This is a genomic window from Mycolicibacter minnesotensis (genome assembly GCF_010731755.1).
Classification (GTDB): domain Bacteria; phylum Actinomycetota; class Actinomycetes; order Mycobacteriales; family Mycobacteriaceae; genus Mycobacterium; species Mycobacterium minnesotense.
Map to the genome: position 1 here is coordinate 68,336 of NZ_AP022589.1, position 19,652 is coordinate 87,987.

13 protein-coding genes are annotated in these 19,652 nt (G+C 65.8%); 2 read left to right on the forward strand and 11 right to left on the reverse strand.

Features of this window, described 5'->3' with window-relative positions; translation table 11 throughout:
• Positions 1-2: 2 nt before the first annotated feature.
• The 4 genes from ruvB to G6N09_RS00350 form a co-directional block, all read right to left on the reverse strand.
• Positions 3-1,061 (reverse strand): Holliday junction branch migration DNA helicase RuvB, encoded by a 1,059-nt coding sequence (gene ruvB, locus G6N09_RS00335; RefSeq protein ID WP_083024916.1) that lies wholly within the window; start codon positions 1,059-1,061, stop codon positions 3-5.
• Complete coding sequence (gene ruvA / locus G6N09_RS00340) at positions 1,058-1,648, reverse strand: Holliday junction branch migration protein RuvA (protein WP_083024918.1); 591 nt, start codon at positions 1,646-1,648, stop codon at positions 1,058-1,060. Before ruvA ends, ruvB begins: the two co-directional genes overlap by 4 nt.
• The gene (gene ruvC, locus G6N09_RS00345; protein ID WP_083024920.1) at positions 1,645-2,202 is read right to left on the reverse strand and encodes a crossover junction endodeoxyribonuclease RuvC; all 558 of its coding nucleotides are present in this window, start codon (positions 2,200-2,202) and stop codon (positions 1,645-1,647) included. Before ruvC ends, ruvA begins: the two co-directional genes overlap by 4 nt.
• A gap of 105 nt (positions 2,203-2,307) precedes the next feature.
• Entirely contained in the window at positions 2,308-3,567 is a 1,260-nt protein-coding gene (locus tag G6N09_RS00350; RefSeq protein WP_234806973.1) for a DUF2252 domain-containing protein, read from the reverse strand.
• Between the two features lie 666 nt (positions 3,568-4,233).
• Between G6N09_RS00350 and G6N09_RS00355 the strand changes: the two genes are divergently transcribed.
• Positions 4,234-5,178, forward strand: a complete 945-nt coding sequence (locus G6N09_RS00355; RefSeq protein ID WP_083024925.1) for a bile acid:sodium symporter family protein — start codon at positions 4,234-4,236, stop codon at positions 5,176-5,178.
• Between the two features lie 134 nt (positions 5,179-5,312).
• Entirely contained in the window at positions 5,313-7,538 is a 2,226-nt protein-coding gene (locus G6N09_RS00360; RefSeq protein WP_083024927.1) for an arylsulfatase, read from the forward strand.
• Here the strand turns inward: G6N09_RS00360 and G6N09_RS00365 are convergent.
• The 7 genes from G6N09_RS00365 to eccA form a co-directional block, all read right to left on the reverse strand.
• The gene (locus G6N09_RS00365) at positions 7,535-7,906 is read right to left on the reverse strand and encodes a hypothetical protein (RefSeq protein WP_133053082.1); all 372 of its coding nucleotides are present in this window, start codon (positions 7,904-7,906) and stop codon (positions 7,535-7,537) included. The two genes, G6N09_RS00360 and G6N09_RS00365, sit on opposite strands and share 4 nt — an antisense overlap.
• A gap of 470 nt (positions 7,907-8,376) precedes the next feature.
• A complete protein-coding gene (gene eccE / locus G6N09_RS00370; RefSeq protein WP_083024931.1) occupies positions 8,377-9,372 on the reverse strand; it encodes a type VII secretion protein EccE in 996 nt (331 codons plus the stop codon).
• A complete protein-coding gene (mycP, locus tag G6N09_RS00375) occupies positions 9,369-10,790 on the reverse strand; it encodes a type VII secretion-associated serine protease mycosin (protein WP_083024933.1) in 1,422 nt (473 codons plus the stop codon). Before mycP ends, eccE begins: the two co-directional genes overlap by 4 nt.
• Positions 10,787-12,187, reverse strand: a complete 1,401-nt coding sequence (gene eccD, locus G6N09_RS00380) for a type VII secretion integral membrane protein EccD (RefSeq protein ID WP_109558887.1) — start codon at positions 12,185-12,187, stop codon at positions 10,787-10,789. The genes mycP and eccD overlap by 4 nt, the downstream gene beginning before the upstream one ends.
• A gap of 40 nt (positions 12,188-12,227) precedes the next feature.
• Positions 12,228-16,190, reverse strand: a complete 3,963-nt coding sequence (gene eccCa / locus G6N09_RS00385; RefSeq protein WP_163752587.1) for a type VII secretion protein EccCa — start codon at positions 16,188-16,190, stop codon at positions 12,228-12,230.
• A complete protein-coding gene (eccB, locus tag G6N09_RS00390) occupies positions 16,187-17,785 on the reverse strand; it encodes a type VII secretion protein EccB (RefSeq protein ID WP_163752590.1) in 1,599 nt (532 codons plus the stop codon). Before eccB ends, eccCa begins: the two co-directional genes overlap by 4 nt.
• Positions 17,782-19,623, reverse strand: coding sequence for a type VII secretion AAA-ATPase EccA (gene eccA / locus G6N09_RS00395; protein ID WP_083027633.1), 1,842 nt, complete (start codon positions 19,621-19,623; stop codon positions 17,782-17,784). The genes eccB and eccA overlap by 4 nt, the downstream gene beginning before the upstream one ends.
• Positions 19,624-19,652 lie beyond the last annotated feature (29 nt).

The window sequence follows — 19,652 nt, forward strand, 5'->3', positions numbered from 1 at the left end:
AGTCAGTCGGCCTCGAACAGCCCCTGCTGACCGAGGCCCGCCGCGCCGGCCGGCGGCACCAAACCCAGGTGCGTCCAGGCTGCCGGTGTAGCGACACGACCCCGCGGTGTCCGGGCCACCATCCCGGCGCGCACCAGGAACGGCTCGCACACCTCTTCGACGGTGGTGGCTTCCTCGCCTACCGCGACCGCCAGCGTGGACACCCCGACCGGCCCGCCACCGAAACTGCGGGTCAGCGCTGAGAGCACCGCCCGGTCGAGGCGATCCAGGCCCAACTCGTCGACGTCGTAGACCGCCAGGGCTGCTTTCGCCACGTCGCGAGTGATCACCCCGTCGGCGCGCACCTCCGCGTAGTCACGTACCCGACGCAAGAGCCGGTTGGCGATCCGGGGAGTTCCGCGGGACCGCCGTGCGACCTCCACCGCCGCCGCCTCGCCCAATTCGATCCCCAGGATCTTTGCCGAGCGGGCCAGCACCCGCTGCAGTTCGGCGGGTTCGTAGAAATCCATATGCGCGGTGAAGCCGAACCGATCGCGCAGTGGGCCGGTCAGCGCACCGGATCGGGTGGTCGCTCCGACCAAGGTGAACGGCGCGACTTCCAGCGGAATCGACGTTGCCCCAGGCCCCTTCCCGACGACGACATCGACCCGGAAGTCCTCCATCGCCAGGTACAGCATCTCCTCGGCGGGCCGCGCGATGCGATGAATCTCGTCGATGAACAGCACGTCGTGTTCGACCAGATTCGACAGCATGGCGGCCAGGTCTCCGGCACGTTCCAGCGCCGGCCCCGAGGTGAGCCGCAGCGACGTGCCCAGTTCACTGGCGATGATCATCGCCAGCGATGTCTTTCCCAGCCCAGGCGGGCCGGACAGCAGGATGTGGTCGGGTGTGCCGCCCCGGTTCTTGGCGCCCTCGAGCACCAACTGAAGCTGTTCGCGGACCCGGGGCTGACCGATGAATTCGGCCAGGCTCCGTGGGCGCAGACCAGCGTCGATGTCTCCCTCGCCGACGGTCAGCGCCGGAGAGACTTCGCGTTCGTCGGGATCGCCGGGTTGGTTCACTTGGTCTTCCCCAGCCGACTCAGTGCGGTCCGCAGCACCTCAGAGGTGGTGGCGTCGGGAGCGTCGGCCAAGACCTTGTCGGTGGTCTCCTCGGCCTGCTTGGCGGCGAAACCGAGCCCGATCAAGGCCTCGATCACCGGAGCGCGCACCCCGTGAGCTGCGAACACGGCACCGTCGGAGGTCGCGACCGATCCGATCTTGTCGCGCAGCTCGAGCACCAGCCGCTCGGCACCCCGCTTACCGATTCCCGGTACGCGGGTCAAGGCCGTGACGTCCCCGTCGGCCAATGCCCGACGCAGCGCAGCCGCGTCGTAGACCGCCAGCGTCGCCAGGGCGATCTTGGGTCCGATTCCCGACACCCCGATCAGCGTGAGAAATAGATCGCGGGCCTCGGAGTCGGGGAATCCGTAGAGCGTCATCGAGTCTTCCCGCACGATCATCGCGGTGATCAAGCGGGATTCGCTGCCTCGTCGCAGGGTCGAGAGGGTCGCCGGGGTGGCCATCAACTTGTAGCCCACCCCCGCCGCCTCGACCACGGCATGATCCAGCGCGATGTCGACGACCTCACCACGGACCGACGCGATCATGCCCGCGCCGCCTTGAGTTTGGCGGTGTACTTGCGCCGCTGCTCTGCCGCCAGCGCCTCGGCGGCGGCCATCCGAGCGATCATCGGAGCCCGCCAGCAGTGGCAGATCGCGAGCGCCAGCGCGTCGGCCGCGTCAGCCGGAGTCGGCTTCTGCTGCAGCCCAAGTATCCGGGTGATCATCGTGGTCACCTGCGCCTTGTCGGCAGAACCGTTGCCAGTCACCGCGGCTTTGACCTCGCTGGGAGTGTGAAAATGCACAGCGATGCCACGGCGGGCGGCCTGCAGCGCGATCACCCCGCCGGCCTGCGCGGTGCCCATCACGGTGGAGACGTTCTGCTGGGCGAAAACGCGCTCGATCGCGATGACGTCGGGGCGGTGAGTGTCCAACCAATGTTCCGCAGTGTCACTGATAGTCAGCAAGCGCTGCGGAAGCGGCTGGTCGGCCGGGGTGCGCACCACGTCGACATCCAACGCGGTGACCTGACGGCCCTGCCCGCCTTCGACCACCGACAGCCCGCAGCGCGTCAGGCCGGGATCGACGCCCATCACCCGCATCCGATTCCTCTCCTTACCGAACAATTGTTCGACAGTCTAGAGGGGTGGTAGCTGTCGAGACCGACGCGACACGCGGCGCGGCTGCGCTCTCCAACGGCGCGGAGATCAGGCGGCGGTGATCCGGCCGCTCTCTGCCGCGGCGCGTAACGCCTGGTAGTCGCACTGGTTCTGCTCGGCATAGGCGATGGCGAACCGGGCCAGCGCCCGGTCTGCCTTGTCCCCCTTGCCAAGATAGGCCGCAATCGCCACCCGGTCACCGGAGCGGCTGTGCGCCCGCGCAAGCGCCCGCCCGCACGCCTGGATGTAGGCGGTAAGAACTCTGGGCCGCATCGTCTCGACGTCGGCGGAGCCCTTCATGTCCCACAGTTGTCGTACGTAGTAGTCGCCATGGTGGCCGTCAGGGCCGATCGCGTGCAGCCAGCCCAACAGGATGTCGCTGCTGGCCTGCATCAACCGCTGACCCGCGACCACCCGTTCGCCGGCATTCGGGTAGGAGCTGCGCGTGAGGTGGGCTTCCAACACCGATGGTCGCGCCTCTTTGACCTGCATGAGCAGTGGGTCGCGGCCGCTACGTCCTTCAAACAGCACGATCCACGTGCGGGTTCCGACGCTGCCCACCCCCACGACCTTGCGCGCCATCTCCACATAGCGGTAGCGCCTCGCCAAAACCCGCAGGTCGCCGCGAAGGCTGGATACATAGTCGCGAATCAGCTTGCGCATGTAGATGTCATAGAGGTGCGCGACGACGTCGGTGACCAGCTCGCCGGCCGGCACTATCAGCGGCGGATCACTGCGCAGGTGTCTGCGGCCGTCGCGCGAGTGGGTCAGCTTGTCGGCGGCCTGCTGTCGCCCGCGGGCCAGGGCTCCCGCCGCGGTGCGCCGGATCTCCTTGGCGTATAACGGTTCCACTGTGTCGAGTAGCTCAGCGTCGACGACAGATTGGGCGTACCAGACGTCGAGTTCACCCAGCTGCGACAACTCCCGCATCTGGCTGCGATAGGCCTGGGCGCACGCCCGAACCATCGACTCCTGGCGGGCAACATCGAGTCCCCTACTGCGGCACAGGACCGCAGTACTGGCCACCAGACGTTTGACATCCCAGTCCCACGGTCCCGGCAGCGTCTCATCGAAATCGTTGAGATCAAAGGTCAGATGGCGTTCCGGGGAGGCGTACAGCCCGAAGTTCGACAGGTGCGCGTCGCCGCACAGTTGCACCCCCAGCCCGGTGTTCTCCCCGGCAGCAAGGTCCGCGGCCATGATCACCGCGGCACCTCTGAAGAACGCGTAGGGCGAGGCCAACATGCGGGTGTAGCGGATCGGCACCAGCTCCGGGACGCGGTCCTTGGCCTGCGATTCCAGCAGCACTACCGGATCGCAACGCCTCGGTGACGCCGTATACTCCCCGAGCGCCGATCGCGGCAGGGCCTTCCGCCGTGATCTGCCGTTCTCTTGCCGCTCCCTCGCCGACACGGCGTCAGTCTAGATCCGTTGCCAGCCACCCGGCCCGGTATGACTGCGTTCGACTCAGACAGATTCCAGCCCGCACCCATGTCCGGACAGAAGTTGCCAGCCCAGAATCGCAACAGTCCGGGATGCCCGCCCACGGCGTTGCCCGCAGGCAAGCGCGCGGCGCTGGTCGAGCACGGTCCGCGATGCACGTCGTGGATCTACTACCGGGTAAAGATGATCATTCTTGTGCCATTGTCTCGCGGAATCTCCTTGCTGCACAGTTTATTAATGCACGGATCCCCCGCAGCGCGGCGAGGTCGGCGGTGCACCCTGAAGGCGATCCAGCGAGGCGGAGAACTCAATCGGATGGATGCTCGGACCAGCGCCCTCCGCCGAACCGGAGCCAGCCCGAATCCGTTTGCTCAGCGCCGCACCCGTGGGCGCATTCAGCTGTATCTCACCGCCACTCCCGGAGACGAGCTTCCGCCGCCTCCGGCACGCTGAGCATTCACTGCATCATTGCGCCGAGCCGCGGACCGCTTGACCGTCAGGGCATCTGCGCACGGACACCGCGGAGCACGCATGGATAGCCGGTTCTTCCCCTTGGTCGTCGTGACGGCCATGCTCGCCCTGGGAATGACCCTCACGGTCGCCGACTTCCGCAGGGCTGCAGCACTCAAGCGCCCCCTGGCGGTCGCCTTGATCTGCCAGGCGATCATGCTGCCGGCCCTGTGCCTGTTGATCGCCGAGGCCTTCCACCTCCCGCCCAATCTCGCGGTGGGGCTGATGCTGATCTCCGCAGTTCCCGGCGGCCTGTTGGCGAATGTCTTCAGTCACTTGGTCAATGGCGACCTTGCCCTCAATCTCACGCTGACCGCGATCAACGCCGTGCTGTCGATCGCTTCCCTACCAGCGATATTGGCGATATCCATCAGCTGGTTCACCGGCGAGGGGCGCAGCATCCCGCTGCAGCTGGACAAATTCGTCGCGGTGGTCGGCCTGGTGATCATTCCCACCGCCATAGGTGTTGCCATCCGCGAGCGCTTCCCCGATCTGGCTCGCCGCCTGAAGCGGCCGGTCCGGGTCGCCGCGGCCACGCTGCTGGTCGCGATCTCCGTGGCGGCGATCGTGGGCGGGCACACGACATTGGCGAACAACCTCGGCGCACTGACCGGTGCCGTCGTCTCCTTCGCCACCGTCAGCTTGACCGTCGGATATCTCGTGCCGCGCTGGATGAAGCTCGCTCCGAGGCAGGCGATTGCCATCAGCCTCGAGATCGGGATGCATAACGCGATGGTGGCCACCGCGATTGCACTGAGCCCACAACTACTCAACAGCGCCGAGATCGGAACCGTGCCGGCGCTGTATGGGGTCATCGCACCCGTTATCGCGTTGCTTCTGGTTGCCACCATTCGCGCCGTAGACCCCGCCCATCGTCAGGCCGCCGCGGATTCGCGGTCCGTTTCCGCGGCAACCCCAGCCCCTGACGACGATGCTCAGCCGGCGTCGGAGGCGGTGGCAACCTAGGCCCCAGTCCGAGGCACGGACGGACGGCGATGGACCCTGCGAAACCTTGTGATCCCTCTCTTCAACCCACCAGCGTTCCCAGCAAAGTAGTCATGCGACTACCCACAAGACACGGCGAAAGGTGACCTACCGAGATGAGCCTGCCCCAGCGCGCACCACAGGACGCGCCCAATGTCGTGGTGATCCTTCTGGATGACCTCGGCTTCGCTCAATTCGGTTGCTACGGGTCCGATATCGCTACTCCTGCAATCGATCGACTGGCGTCCGGAGGCCTGCGCTACAACCGGTTCCACGTCACCGCCCTGTGCTCGCCGACTCGGGCAGCGCTGCTGACCGGGCGCAATCACCACGCGGTCGGAATGGGTTTCCTCGCCGATCTGCCCACCACGCATCCCGGTTACACCGCGCACATTCCACGCTCGGCAGCAACGCTGCCACGGATTCTGCGGGACTCAGGCTGGAGCACGCTGGCGACCGGCAAATGGCATCTGGTTCCGCGCGGGGAGCGTGGCGGCGCGGGGCCGTTCGACCAATGGCCGCTGGGCTTGGGATTCGAGCGTTACTACGGATTTCTCCGGGGCGATGCCAATCAATGGGCACCGGAGCTGGTTCGTGACAATTCATTCGTCGAGCCGCCCGCTCGGCCCGACGAGGGATACCACCTGACCGAGGACCTCGCCGACGAAGCGATTCGGATGGTGCTGAGTCAACAGGCCAACGCCCCGGGCAAGCCGTTCTTCCTCTATTTCACTCCGGGCGCCATGCATTCGCCGCACCACGTGGAGCGCTCGTGGGCGGACGCCTACGCGGGCAAGTTCGATGTCGGATGGGATTCCTGGCGCGACGACTTGTTTGCTCGTCAGGTGAAATCCGGTGTTGTCCCGGCTGACACGACCTTGACGCCGCGGCCGCCGTGGGTGCCGGCCTGGGAGGACCTCAGCGCTGACGAACGCCGCCTCTACGCCCGGATGCACGAGGTCTATGCCGGTTTCCTGAGCCATACCGACGCGCAGATCGGCCGATTGGTCGACACTCTGGAGCGTATTGGCGTGCTCGACAACACCCTGATTCTGTTGATGTCTGACAACGGCGCCAGCGCCGAGGGCGGCGTATCGGGCACCGTCAACGAGCACCGGTTCACTCACCGAATCCGCGATGATCTCACCGACAACCTGGCACAGCTCGACGAGTGGGGCGGTCCGCACACCTACCCGCACTACGCGTGGGGCTGGGCGTGGGCCGGCAACACACCGTTTCGGCTGTGGAAGCGCTACACCTGGCTCGGGGGCACCCGGGTGCCATTCATCGCACACTGGCCCAAGACCATTCGCGAGGGCGGCGGGGTTCGTGGACAGTTCGCCCACGCCATCGACGTCCTGCCGACAGTGCTCGACGCGTGCGGAGTCACCGCCCCGGAGTCGGTGGACGGCATTGCCCAGCAGCCCATCCAGGGCGCCAGCCTGCTGCCCTCCTTCAGCGATCCCGCGGCACCCAATCCGCGTTCCGTGCAGTACTTCGAGATGATGGGTTCACGGGCGATCTTCGCCGACGGCTGGAAAGCCACCACCGATCACGTTCCGGTGGGCGTGATGGACGAGGACCTGCTGCTCACCGGCAGCCGCGATTTCGAGAGCGACCACTGGGCACTGTTCCGCCTCGACGAGGACTTCTCCGAGTCGCACGACCTCGCCGAGGACCATCCGGAAGTCATCGAGCAGCTCAAGGAACAATGGTCGAACGAAGCAGAGTCGAACAACGTTCTGCCGCTGCTGGACTCACTGATCGGTCGGCTATCCGCCGTGGCGCTGCCGCAGTATCCTGTCGGCCTGCAGGTCACGTTGTATCCGCAGGCCGGACCGGTGCTCGATGAGGCGCTGCCGATGCTTGCGGGCGGAGGTCACATCCTCGCCGATGTGGAGGTCTCGCCGGACTCCCCCAGCGGTGTGCTGTTCGCCATCGGCGACCGCAACGGCGGGTTGGCCGCCTACGTCGTCGACGGCAGCCTGAACGTCGCGGTGGCGTTGCCCAGCGGCCCGCTGCACCTGCGATCCGAGCAGCGCCTCCCCTCGGGCCGCCACCTCGTCGGTTGCGTACTACGACTGGTGTCCGGAGGTGTCGCCATCGACGCCATCGTCGATGACACCGTCATCGCAACTACGACGACCGAACATGCGCTGCCGTTCATCTGGCAGCACGGCGGCACGCACCTGACCCTCGGCTACGACCGTGGCCTACCGGTCTCCGATGACTACCAGCCACCCTTTGCCTGGAACGGGGACCTGCACGCGGTCCACGTTCAGGCGGGCCAAGCCGACCTGGACCAGATCGACGCGCTGCGCATAGCCCTGCAATCCGATTAGTCGCCGGTGAAGGCGAACTGGAAGCCGCTGAGGATTGAGTCCTTCTCGCTAACGTAGTCCGGGTTGTGCGGATCGAAGCCCTGAACGGTGAGCGTGGCGGACCACAGTGTGTTGCGACTGCCCCAGCCCGCAACGATCAGGCAGGTGGCACCGTGATTGTCCACGCCCGTATCGTAGGTAACAATCGCGGAGGAGTAACCGCAAGTCGTGCCGCGGATATCGTCAACAACGACGGCAATCCTGGATACCCCGACGATTTGCGCGTCGATTGCTTCTTCTGGAGTGTCTACCAGCTCGGAATTATTCTCCAGTGTCAGAACCGCTTTCGGCTGATAGCGGTTGTCCTCTCGACCTGGCCCAGTGCTCACCGCCCGAACTATTGGCGACATCGGCGCCGAGTCCAATCGCCATCCGGGCGGTAGCGGCAGTGCCAGCCGGGGCTCATCGGCGGCGTCATAGTCCAGGTTGACGAGCGGCACCGTGCTGGGCCTGCATCTGCTCGACAACGAGCTGAAGGAAGCTCGACCCTCCGGTGGAGGACTGGCAGATGCTCGATCCTCTGGTCGATGAGATGATTCGCCAGCCGGCGCATGGCCGCCGCGACTCACGATCAGAGCAGCGGCGACCAGCCCAACGGCCAGCACGACAGCGGCAGAAATAACGGCCACTGGTAGCCACAATCGTGCTGGCTGACTCGCGGCGTCATTGAGCGACTGCCCCGGCGGTTCCTGAGCGGATGGCCATTGGCTGCCGGGTGTATCGCTTTCCATCGGCAAAGAACAGCCCCCCCCCTGCGGGGTCAGGGCACGTGGCGCATGACGTCAAGACCACACACTATTCAGCCGGCAACACTCTGCGCCGGGGCCCGTCCCGCGATGCTGCTCGGCCACTGCACCCGGGTCAGCACGTCATGGGGCACGGCGACGTGACCGTCGAGGTGCTGCCCCGATGACGGATGCAGCGCCGCCAGTGACGCCCGCTGGTTTCCGGGTTGCGGGCTCAGTCCGGGCACGGGCACGCCAGTGGGTTGCCCCGCGGTGCGCAAGGCTGCGCCGAGCGCGAGGGTCTGATCGTCACCCGAGCCGGCGATCTCTAGGACCGTCCAGGTTTCCGGCGCCGGATGCGACCACACCTTCGCCAGCAGCTCAGGAACATCATGTCCGGGCGTAACCCCATACGCGGCAAGATAATCGCCCCCATCGCCCCCTACTGCCTGCCAGGTCTCGCGGGAGTGGCCGTCGTCGAGGTCCGGGATCTCCTCGGGACCGACAAGGTTGACCGCCCAGCCGGATTCACGCAGGCTGTCGGCAAGCCGTCGGGCGACTACCACCGCAGTTCTGTGCAACGGGATCTCCGGGGACCGGGCCGCAAGGGCGCCCAGGTTCTCCACCGCAGAGAGGGTGAGCCCGATCCACGTCGTTCGAGTGCGGTTGCCTGACTCATCCACGACATCTCGGCTGGTGACCCGGATCGCCTCAGCCCGCAGGCCGTAGCGGTCCAAGTAGCGGGCAATCAGCGGCAGCGGGAGTAGATCGGGCTCACTCTTCGGCGCCGTCACCGCCAAGAGGACTGTGACCCGCTCATTGGTATCGGGCCGGTGTGCGCCCCGCTCACCACCGCGGGGCAGCTTGAGTGCCGCCCAGCGCCGCACGAGCGTCGTGAGGTGCAAGCCCCGCCACCGTGCCACCGATGCGGCCGCCAGGGCAATGGCGACGCCCAGCACCCAGCGCTCCCGTCCTGACTCCCATGGGTAGGCCGTCGCCGCGGCGGCAAGCGCCAACAGCACCAAAGTGATCCGTCCGGTACCGAGCCGGGGTGATCGGTACGTGCTCACAGTGCGGTCTCCTTTCGCCGACGCGCCACGATCGCGGCGGCCAGGGCGGTCAATGTCAGCGCCGCTGTGCCGCCGAATGCAACGGCCAGCGGTGTGTAGTCCTTCGGAGCCGGCTCAGGAGGCGCGGCAACCTGTTTCACCGGATCTGCGTCGCGGCCGCCCCCTGCGGGCAGGTGCCAGGTCAGGGCGGCTACCGGATCCACCGCGCCGGCACCCACGATGTTCGATGGCGCGCGGGCGACGTTGTGGGCGGTTGCGGTGATCCGGTGAATCACCTCCGTCGCGGCGAGGTCCGGGTAGCGGCTCCTCAGGAGTGCCGCGATACCGGCCACATAGGCCGACGCGTAGCCGGTGCCGTTGAGCGAGGTCAGTCGCTGCTTGGCTCCGGGCAGGCCATTGGCCAGGCCGCCATCGTCGCGGTTGCTCACCGATACAACGTTTTCGCCCGGTGCCGCGACACCGACCCACGGTCCAGCCGCGGTGAACTTCGACGGCTGACCGTCAGCCGACAACGACGCCACCGACAACACGTAGGGCTGCCACGATGATGGGATCGACACCGAGGTGACAGCGGCCCAGTTGCGCGGGTCGGCGGGCCTGCTCAGGTCGGTCAGCGGGTTGGACTGGCATCCGGGTCCGCCGAACACCGACCCCCCGGAACCACTGTCACCGGAAGCAGCGATCACGACGGCGTCTTTCTCGACTGCGGCGTAGCGCAGCGCAGCTCCCAACTCGGACTGATCGATGTCGCGATCGGCCGGCAGGCAGAACACCGCCGAGACGGTGATGACTTGTGCACCAAGATCTGCGGCGTGCACGATCGCCCGGCTCAGTGCCGTCACCGCAGCGTTCGCCCGTACGACCTCTGGATCCCCGGTAGAGGCTGCGGGCGTGATCTTTGCGGAGGTGGCTCGCAGGGAAAGCACCCGTGACGCAGGTGCGACGCCGGAGAAGCCGTCGCCATCGGGTTGACCGGCGATGAGTCCCGCAACGAGCGTTCCGTGCCCGTCGCAGTCGACAAGACCGTCAGTGGTACCGACGTAGTCTCCCCCCGGATCGACTGCGGGCAACCGCGGTCCAGGCCGGACCCCGGTGTCTATGACGGCAACCGTCTGGCCTTCACCGCGGGAGAATCGCCACGCTGAAGGAAGATCCAGCAGCGAAAACGCGGGATTGGGCGCTGCCAGATCGGTTCCCGCGATGACCTCTGAGGTGCTGCACTCGCCGAACTGTTGAGTGGCTTGCACCGGACCGGGGGTTCCACTCGGTGGAGCCACCGCGGGATCGACGGTCGGCGGAGTGATCGCCGAACCCGACGGGGACGTGCACAAGGCTGTAGCCAGCACCACAACAAGCCCGGTGAGGGTGATCCCCACCCGCCCAGCCGGTCTCAGACCGGCTCCGGTCAGGCTGGTCATCGATTGAGGACCCAGCTGAATATCCCCACCAGGTAGGCGATCACGGGAATCAGCGAGGCGTCCAGACCCGAAGAAACAAAGCCCACCAGCCGACGCAGCGGCAGGGAATAGCTGTGCGGGTCGCCGACGGCGGGAACCAAGGCGGCCACCAACCACGCCGATACCAACACTGTCAGCACTGCCAGCGCCAACAGTGCGGCGAACGGGCGGCCTGTCGCTGCGTAGTAGACCAGCAAGGCGGCCGCCACCAGGTAGGGCTGGGCCAGTGACCAGGCCTTGCTCGCCGCCGAATCCCACACGCGCGCCCGCAACACAGCAGCTGCAGCACTCGCCGCGACGGCATACCATCCCCACCCCGGCAGTGTCGCTGGTTGGGCTGCAACCGCAAACGATCCCAAGGTGCTCAGCAGCACTGCGCCTGCAACCAGTCCGGTCTGGTAGGCATCAGCGGCCCGCACCCGCCGTGGCAAGTCTGACAACACCTGTTGCGACGGAGCAGCAGGGGTGGGATCTCCTGGCGCCGGGATGACCGGGAGGGGGAACCGCGCCCAGAGTGCGGCCAGCTGCGGCGCCGCGACGCTGAACAGCAGTCCGATCACGATCAGTCCCCCACCGAGGGTGCTCACTGGCAACGACCACAGCGATGCCGCGGCGGCCACCACGGTCAGACTCGCCCCGAGGACTCCCGTGGCGGTGAAGAAGCCGAGGTTTCGTCGCACGGCGAAAACACGGATCGCTGACCATGCGGCAACGCCGGCGGCGCCCAGCGTCACCTGCGCCGCACCAAACTGTCCCGGCACCGCCAAGGTGAGCGCCGCAGCGATCGGTGCCAGTGCGGCGACCGCCACAACAGCATCGTGCGGTGGCCGAGCCGCCAACGCGACGACCGCGGTAATCAGAGCAATCGCTGCGAGCGCATACAAGCCCGCAGGTGCGCCGGCCGCGACCCGATAAGTCGCCGCCAACCCGGTGGCCGCCAGGATCCACGCGACAAGCGCGGCCTGTGCTCCGCGTTGGATATGCGCCAGGCCCCACGGGTGACGCCTGGACTCCGAGAAGATCACCGCCGCGTCGGCGATGTCTTCGACGATGCCGGGTGCAGCGGGCCCGGGAGGCACCGGCTGCAGCGCCAGCAGATCACCGTCGACCACCCCGACGGTGTCCAAGCTGGCATCCAGGCTGAAGGGTGCGCCGCCGATGGGCGCGAGGCTGATTCGCTCGGGTATCGCTTGGGCACCGCCGACGTCATCGGAATCGTCCGAATCGTCTGGTAGGACCAAACGTTGGACCGTGGGAACGATCTCGCGCAGGGGTAGGTCCGCGGGCAGGGCGATCTCAGTCAGTCGGCTGTCGGCCAGGACAGCAATCCGCACGATCGGTATCACAGCGTTGGCCATCACGGGGTCCTCAGGTTCAGAAGTGACATGGTTTCTTCTCCTAGCGCGTCAAGGTTTGGCTGAATTGGGGGTTGACGAGTTGTAGGTAGGTGGGTTCGTCGTTGTCGGCTAGGAGGATTGCGCGGCCTGCGGGGAGGCGGGCGAAGCGTTGGCCGCGGATTTTGCCGCTGTCGGCGGGGTTGCCGGAGAGCATGAGTGTGGTGGCTTGGAGGTCGTTGAGGCGTCTGAGGAGGGGGTTGGTCATCAGTGCGTGGCCGGAGCCGGTGGCGCGGCCGGTGACGATGACGCGTAGTCCCAGATCGGTTGCTTGGGAGAGCAGTTCGATGAGGGTGGTCCAGGGACGTTGCCCGGCGTAGGGCCCAGACAGCGCTGGGGTGTCGGGGATCGCATCAACGTCGTCGATGATCAGGTAGTGGGTGTGGCCCTCATAGCTCCAGGCCGCCAGATCGGTCGCAGACAAGCCCGCCGGGGGGCGTCTGGAGCCGACCAACGCTGATAGGCCCAGCATCGCCGGGATGACCCGGTCAACGTTGGCGGTGTACTCATTGTCGGGATAGAGGGGCTCATCGACGAGGTGCAGGCGCCGGTCGATGACGGTGAACGCGACCTGCTCAGCCGTGTTGTGTTCGCGCACGGTGCGGATGAGGTGCCGCAGCAGGCTGGTCTTGCCTGACTTGGTGTCACCGAGCACCAACAGCAGGGGGTTGGTGGTGAAGTCGACCTGCACGGGTGCCAGGTCCTCTTCGCGCACCCCGATCACCACATGCTCTGGTGCCGGGTAGAGGGTTCCGAGTTCTTCGGGGGCCAGGTTGGTCGGCAGCAACCGCACCGGGGGTGCAGCCAAGCCGGGGTGGCGGGCGTTGATCGCAGCGATCTGCTCCAGGTCGGGTTGGGCGATCAAGAAATGCTCGGCGGCCATGGTCAGACCGCGACCGGGCTGGTTGGCCGGCACGGCTTCAGCCGGGCGGGTCAACGCCCCAGCAACACGCACGTTGGAGTCGCGGGCATCATGGAGTTTCAGTTCCAGGCGCAGGCCCAAACCGTCACGCATCGCCAACGGCACTTCCAGCCAGCTGGGGGTGGTGACCACGACATGGATGCCGTAGGCCAGCCCCACATTGACCAGTTCAGTGACCTTGGCCAGCAACGGGTTGCGGGTGTTGAAGGCATCGGTGTTGTCACGACTGAACCCATACAGGTTGTCGATGATCAGGAACACTTCACCGTAGCCGTCGTTGAAGGCACCGATACTGCCGTCGCGGAACGCTTCACGTTGCTGACGTGCGGTCAACAACTGCTCGAGTTCCCCGAACGTGCGGCGGATCTTGTCCGGTTCCAGCCCCGAGGCCACACTGCCCACATGAGCCAGCCCGTCGAGGGCCCGCAACTGCCCGCCCCCGTAATCCACGCAGTAGAAGCTGACTTCCCGCGGGGAATGCAGTGCTGCCGCCGAAAGGATGAACGTTTGCAAGGCGGTGGTCTTACCCGACTTGGGGCTGCCATGGATGAGCAGGTTGCCGCTGGCGGAGCGGGCATCAAAGACCAGTGGGTCACGACGCATGTCGAAGGGCTTGTCGATCTGCCCCAACGGCCACCGCAACGCCCGCTCGGAGATCCCCGCGGTGGCCAGGGTCGCCGCCAACGGGATCGGCTCCTCCAACGGCGGCAACCACAACGGTGGCGCCTGGGGCCCATACCCGGCCAGCTGGTCACCGATGGTGGCGATCAACTTGCGCGGCGCCACCTCGGGCAACTCCTGCTCATCGACGATCGTGGTGTCCTGCCCGGAGTCCACGGCTGCGGCGGTGAACAGTCTCGGTTCCGGCAAGGCATTGATCACCACCGCCCGCGATCGCCGCGGCGGATCATAAATCCCATCGACATAGGTGGAACGGAACTTGATCGGCGCCGCACCCGGGGCCGGCACCAAAAAGCCCTCACCTTTATGTTCTTTACCCGATTCGATGTGATAGGCGTCCTCGACACCGATGATCTGACGCGACACGCTCGCCGAGGCGACCTTCAACCCGATCCGATACGACGTGTTCTTGTCGATGTCTTTGATCTTGCCGACATCCAACGTCTGCGACGCGAACAAGATATGGATCCGGAAGGAACGGCCCTTACGGGCGACGTAGTCGAACAACTCGGCGTACTCGGGATGATCGGCCAACATCAACGTGAACTCATCAGCAACGATGAACAGGGTCGGGATCGGCGCCAGATCATGACCGGCCGCGATCGCCGCCTCATACTCAGTCACCGAGTTAAACGCACTGCCCTGAACCCGGCGGCCCGCCTCCCGCAGCAACAACTCCCGGCGGGCGACCTCACCACGCAACGTGTCCGCGAACCGATCGGCTAGGGACTTCTTCTCGGCCATGTTCGAGATCACCGCAACGACCTGCGGGAAATGCCGGAAGATGTCCGCGCCGGCCTCACCCTTGAAGTCGGCGTAGATCACGATCAACCGATCCGCCGAATGCGTCGTCAGCAACGACAACAGGATCGACATCAACGTCTGCGACTTACCCGAACCGGTCATACCGATCATCAACCCGTGCGGACCCATCCCGCCCTCGGCCTCATCCTTGAGGTCGAAGTACAACGGCTCCCCGGTCGCGGTCACCCCAATCGGCACCCGCAGCTCGTCCTCACGAGACCGGGGGGACCACAACGCCGGCACATCCAACTGCGAGGCATCAGCAATGCCCAACAACGTGGTGAACGTCGCACCCCGAGTGCCCGCCGACCGCAACCCGGCATGAGTGGGATTGGAATCCCAGCGTGACAACCGCCGGCCCAAATGCCCCACATCAGCAACACTCACACTGTCAGCGGCATCCACAAACCGCACCCAGCCACCGGTCTGCCAGCGATCAATGGCCTGCCCGCCGGCGGTGATCCGCAAGATCGGGCGTTCCGGGTCGGGGTACTGCTCACGATGCGGAGCGCTAGCACCGCCCACCACAATGACCGTCACCCCAGCACGACCGGCACCCAACACTGAGGCCGCCACATCAAAATTCGGGTCATCAACAATCACCAACAAGTGCCGCACCGCATCAGCAGGCTCACCGGTAAACGGTGGACGTGTCGCCAACACCGGCGCCAACAATCCCACCAACTGCTCACCACTGGCCGCCAAATACCGGGCCGGGCCCACACCATCAACCGCACCCGCAATATCAGTGTGCGGCAACCACTTCAACCACGACCACTCCGGAGATTCCAACTCCGGCGACGCCAACGCCACCCCCAACATCGTCGGGTCATGCCAGCACACCGCCTGAGCAAGCCACGCCCGCACCGCCGCACGCACCTCATCGCCGGCCTGCTCACCCTCACCAAGCACCGTCACCCGCGACACCGACGCCACATCCAAGCCCACCGGGACATCACGCACCGTGCGCTGGGTATCCAACAAACTGCGCAGAGCACTGTGAGACACCGGCTCCAAATCAATCTCATCAGCGGTATCAGCCACCCGCACCGCACTCGCCAGCCCCACGACATGGCGGCCCGTGCGCACGACCAGGAAGTCCTCATCGTGGGGATCGCGTTCCCACTGCCGACGCGAACCGGGTACCGCCACCAAGTCCACCGGATCCGGATGCGACCACTCCGCCGCCGCCCGCTGCTTAGCTGCCGAACCCCGAATGTTGTCGCGGACCACCGACAAATACCGCAGATAGTCCGCCCGCTCAGCGTCGACCTCAACAGTGCGGGACTTCTTGTCCCCGCCGCGATAAATACCCGCCGCCGCCACCAACAACGCGAACGGGAAGAACAGCATCACCGGCGAGATCAACCGCATACCCGTGGCGAACATGGCAATCACCATGCCCACGATCAACAACACGATCACCACCGGCAACGCCCGCTGCAAAAATGACGCTGCAACCAACCGCGGCAACTCCGGCGGCGGCTCCACAGTGATCGCACCCCGATCCACCGGCGGGACCGGCAACCGACGACGTGCCTCAAAGATCAAACGACTCATCGGGTCTCTCCCCCGCTAGAACCAACCGCTGACACCCGACGACCCGGCCGCGCATCCGGCGCCAAACCGTCATGAGCCAACAACGCATCGACGCGCGACAACGACGGCCCCACCGCAAACTGCGACAACACCGACCACGGAATCGGCACCGCAGGCTCACTCAAACCCAACGCCGACACCGTGTCACCCTCACCACCAGTGGTGCCGCCCTCAGTGTCAATGCCATAACGCACACCCGTGTCAGAAACCCAAAACAACGGACCTGCAACCGGATCCGCTGCCGGATCACCATTCACGCTCTGCACGAAATACCCCGAACCCGCAGGCAACGCCACCCGAGCAGCAGTCCCACCCACACCAGCACCCACCAGATCCAACGTCGCCACACCCTCACGCAACGGCAACACCGAACCCGACAACAACACCAACGAACTCGTCGAAGCCCCAGCAGGCCTACTCCACTGCGCACACGTCACCGGAGCCGACACCACATCCACCACACGCACCGGCCGCTCCGGAAAACGCGACACATCCAACAACCCCGACACCGGCAACCGCGCAACATCATCAGCACCCAACACCGGCGGCCGATCCAACCCCTGCGAATCCGAATTACGCAACACCGCCGCCAACACACCCGAAATCGGCTGCAAACCATCCCCCAGCACCGCGTAATAACGCAACCCACCAGCAGAATTGCTCTCGGTGACCTCATGGGCTACGACCACACCACCGACGGGCACGGGCAAGCCGAACGACGGGAGGCTTCCCAACTCGGGGATCGCCGGTGCCGTCAATGGCGGCGCCTCGGGGATCGCGTTGAACAGTCCGGTAGCGATCTGCCGTGGCCTCGCTGCGGCATCCACACCAAGCGCTGCGGTCACGGCCCGATCGCTGAGGTCGATCCTGCTGCGTTTGCCGTCCCACAGCAGCCATGCGCCGGCACCGTTGTCGACCAGCACCGCATGGTCAGGCTGCAAAGTCTCGGCCCGAGAACCACTGCTGTCCAACGGACCTGCGATCAAGGTAACGCCGCTGGCCGTGCCAGAAGCGGCATCGCAAACCGTCCAGTGTGCGTCGACAGAAGTGCTTTGCACCGTCCGCTCGGGCGCCCCGGGAATGCCCAGAAGATTGCCCCGCGGGAATTCGTCGAGGACAGCCGGTCTCACCGGAGTCGGGTTGACCGGACGGCCCACGATGAGTCGCGCGGAGGTCAGGTTCAGCACCGGGTGCAGCTGGTCGCCGACCCGGACATACAACGCCGAAGTCGACCGGTCGGCCAACACCGGATCGTTGTGGGCCGCACTGTTGGGCCGAATCAGGGTCAGGACAAAGCAGCCGGCCAATCCAGCCACCAGGAGGACCGCGCCCATCAGTACCGCTCGGGATTGCGAGCGCAGTGGCTCCACCAGCATCCGGGTGTCGTGCAGCGCCACTCCGGAAGCGATCCGTCGCATGACGAAGCGCCATCCACTGACCTGGTGCTTGGTGACGAACCCGCGTCGGTACTCCACCCGGTCGGGATTCTCGTTCACCGGAGTACGAGAGGCGAAGGAACGCCGCCCGTCGTCGGACCAATCGGATTGCTCGCTCACGCCTGCACCTCCAATCCGAGGCCGCGCAGCAACGGTGCCACCGAGTTACTAACGTCGTCGGCCGTGATGGTCATGAGCTCCTCATCGGTGAACGCCTCGGTGCCGGCCTGTTCGGAATGGTCAAGCCGGAATTCACGCTCTTCCTCGGAGCGCTCCACCAGGTTTCGCACGAACCGGCCGTTACCGGCGATGTCGAGGCTGCGCCGATCAACACCGTTGGCATCCGGGTGCGAGGCAGACGCCAAGTGCGCGAACAAGGTCTGAAGGTCTTCCTGCGCGGAGGGCTCAAAGACGCTGTCGCGGTGTTGCGCCATCACCGTGGCGATCTCCACCAGCTCGGCCGCTGTGTAGGACGGGAAGTCGATGCTGCGGCTGAAGCGTGACCGCAGACCTTCATTGGTGTCGAGGAACCGGTCGAGGTCGGCCCGGTAACCCGCGATGATCACCACGAGCCGGTTGCGGTCGTTCTCCATCCGCGCCAGCAGCGTGTCGATCGCGATGAGGCCGAAGTCGTTCTTGGCACCGGTGGCCACCAGGGCGTAGGCCTCATCGAGGAACAGCACGCCGTCCAACGCGCTGTCGATGACCGCGTTGGTCTTGGCCTCGGTCTCCCCGATGTGCTGACCGATCAGGTCAGCCCGGTGGACCTCTCGCACGTTCTCCTTCTTCAACAGTCCCAAGCCGCAGTAGATCTTGGCCACCACGCGAGCGATGGTGGTCTTACCGGTTCCAGGCGGACCCGCGAAAACCAGGTGATGAGCACGCTGAGCGACGGCCAAGCCATGCTGTTCACGCCGGATCGCCATCGCCACGGAACTTTTGAGCCGCTGAACCTGATCCTTGACCTCGTCGAGCCCGATGAATTCGGCGAGTTCACGTTCGGCCTCGGCCAGTAGTTCGGCCTTGCGCTCGTGTGATCCCGGATCGATGAAGTCGGCTTCAGCCGGCTCGGTCGCGGGGTCCCAGGGATCGGTCCTCGCCGCGATCCGATCCGCGGTGGTCGTGACGATCCCGAAACTGTGGTCCAGCAAGGCATGCTGGACCTCTTCGTTCTCCGGATTGGCCGCATAGAGGTCCTGCAGTACCTCCGCCGCGGTCTCCTCATCGTCCTGCGCCCGCAAGATAAGACCCTTTGCCAGCGCGCCATCGGTGGCGGCGACCGCGATCGGGCCTTCCGGTTCTTCGAGGTAGGACAACGCCGGCGCGTACATACCCAGCCGGGCCAGCGCTGTGCCCAGGGCGATCTTGGCGGCGTGGGCGAACAGCTCGTCGAGTCCTGGATCGTTGACGATCGGCGTCAGCAGCTTGACGACATCCGACCAACGCTGAGCCCGATAGTGGATCACGATGGCGATCCAGCGGGCGTCACGGAAACCTGGCCTGCGCTCAGCGATCTCGATGACGATCCGATTGGCCTCGCCGAAACGGCCGGCCGCAGCGAGCGCGGCGGCGTAGGCCAGTCGAAAGTCGTCGGTATCGGTGGCGCGGAACTTCAGGTAGAGACCTGAGTCGTAGTGGAAGCCCAGTTCGCCCGGCGGAAGCTCAAGCTTCCGCTGCAGGATTCCCACCGTGGGCGCGGTGCGCCACACTGCCTCCAGCACCCGTGGCGATGTATCACCGGCCGCAGCCAGCCCCACCCATGCGTCGCACTGCTCATGGGCGACGCGGGTCAACGCCGCGAAACCGGTGCGAGCCGCGTCCAGGTCGGCGGGCCGCTTCCGACCGTGGACCGCAATGCCCAGTGCCCTACTGCAGGTGGCGAACCGGCTGACGACGTCGGCGTCCACTCTGGCTGTGGCGGTGCGTGCGTCCAGCACACCCACGTCACGGTTACTCATTCTCAGATCACTTCCCACTCAAAGCTGTA

Bases quoted from the DNA above. Each gene is read 5' to 3' on its own strand.
- ruvA (WP_083024918.1), bottom strand. From the start codon at position 1,648: ATGATCGCGTCGGTCCGTGGTGAGGTCGTCGACATCGCGCTGGATCAT.
- ruvC (WP_083024920.1), bottom strand. From the start codon at position 2,202: ATGCGGGTGATGGGCGTCGATCCCGGCCTGACGCGCTGCGGGCTGTCG.
- G6N09_RS00355 (WP_083024925.1), top strand. From the start codon at position 4,234: ATGGATAGCCGGTTCTTCCCCTTGGTCGTCGTGACGGCCATGCTCGCC.
- G6N09_RS00360 (WP_083024927.1), top strand. From the start codon at position 5,313: ATGAGCCTGCCCCAGCGCGCACCACAGGACGCGCCCAATGTCGTGGTG.
- mycP (WP_083024933.1), bottom strand. From the start codon at position 10,790: ATGACCAGCCTGACCGGAGCCGGTCTGAGACCGGCTGGGCGGGTGGGG.
- eccD (WP_109558887.1), bottom strand. From the start codon at position 12,187: ATGGCCAACGCTGTGATACCGATCGTGCGGATTGCTGTCCTGGCCGAC.
- eccCa (WP_163752587.1), bottom strand. From the start codon at position 16,190: ATGAGTCGTTTGATCTTTGAGGCACGTCGTCGGTTGCCGGTCCCGCCG.
- eccA (WP_083027633.1), bottom strand. From the start codon at position 19,623: ATGAGTAACCGTGACGTGGGTGTGCTGGACGCACGCACCGCCACAGCC.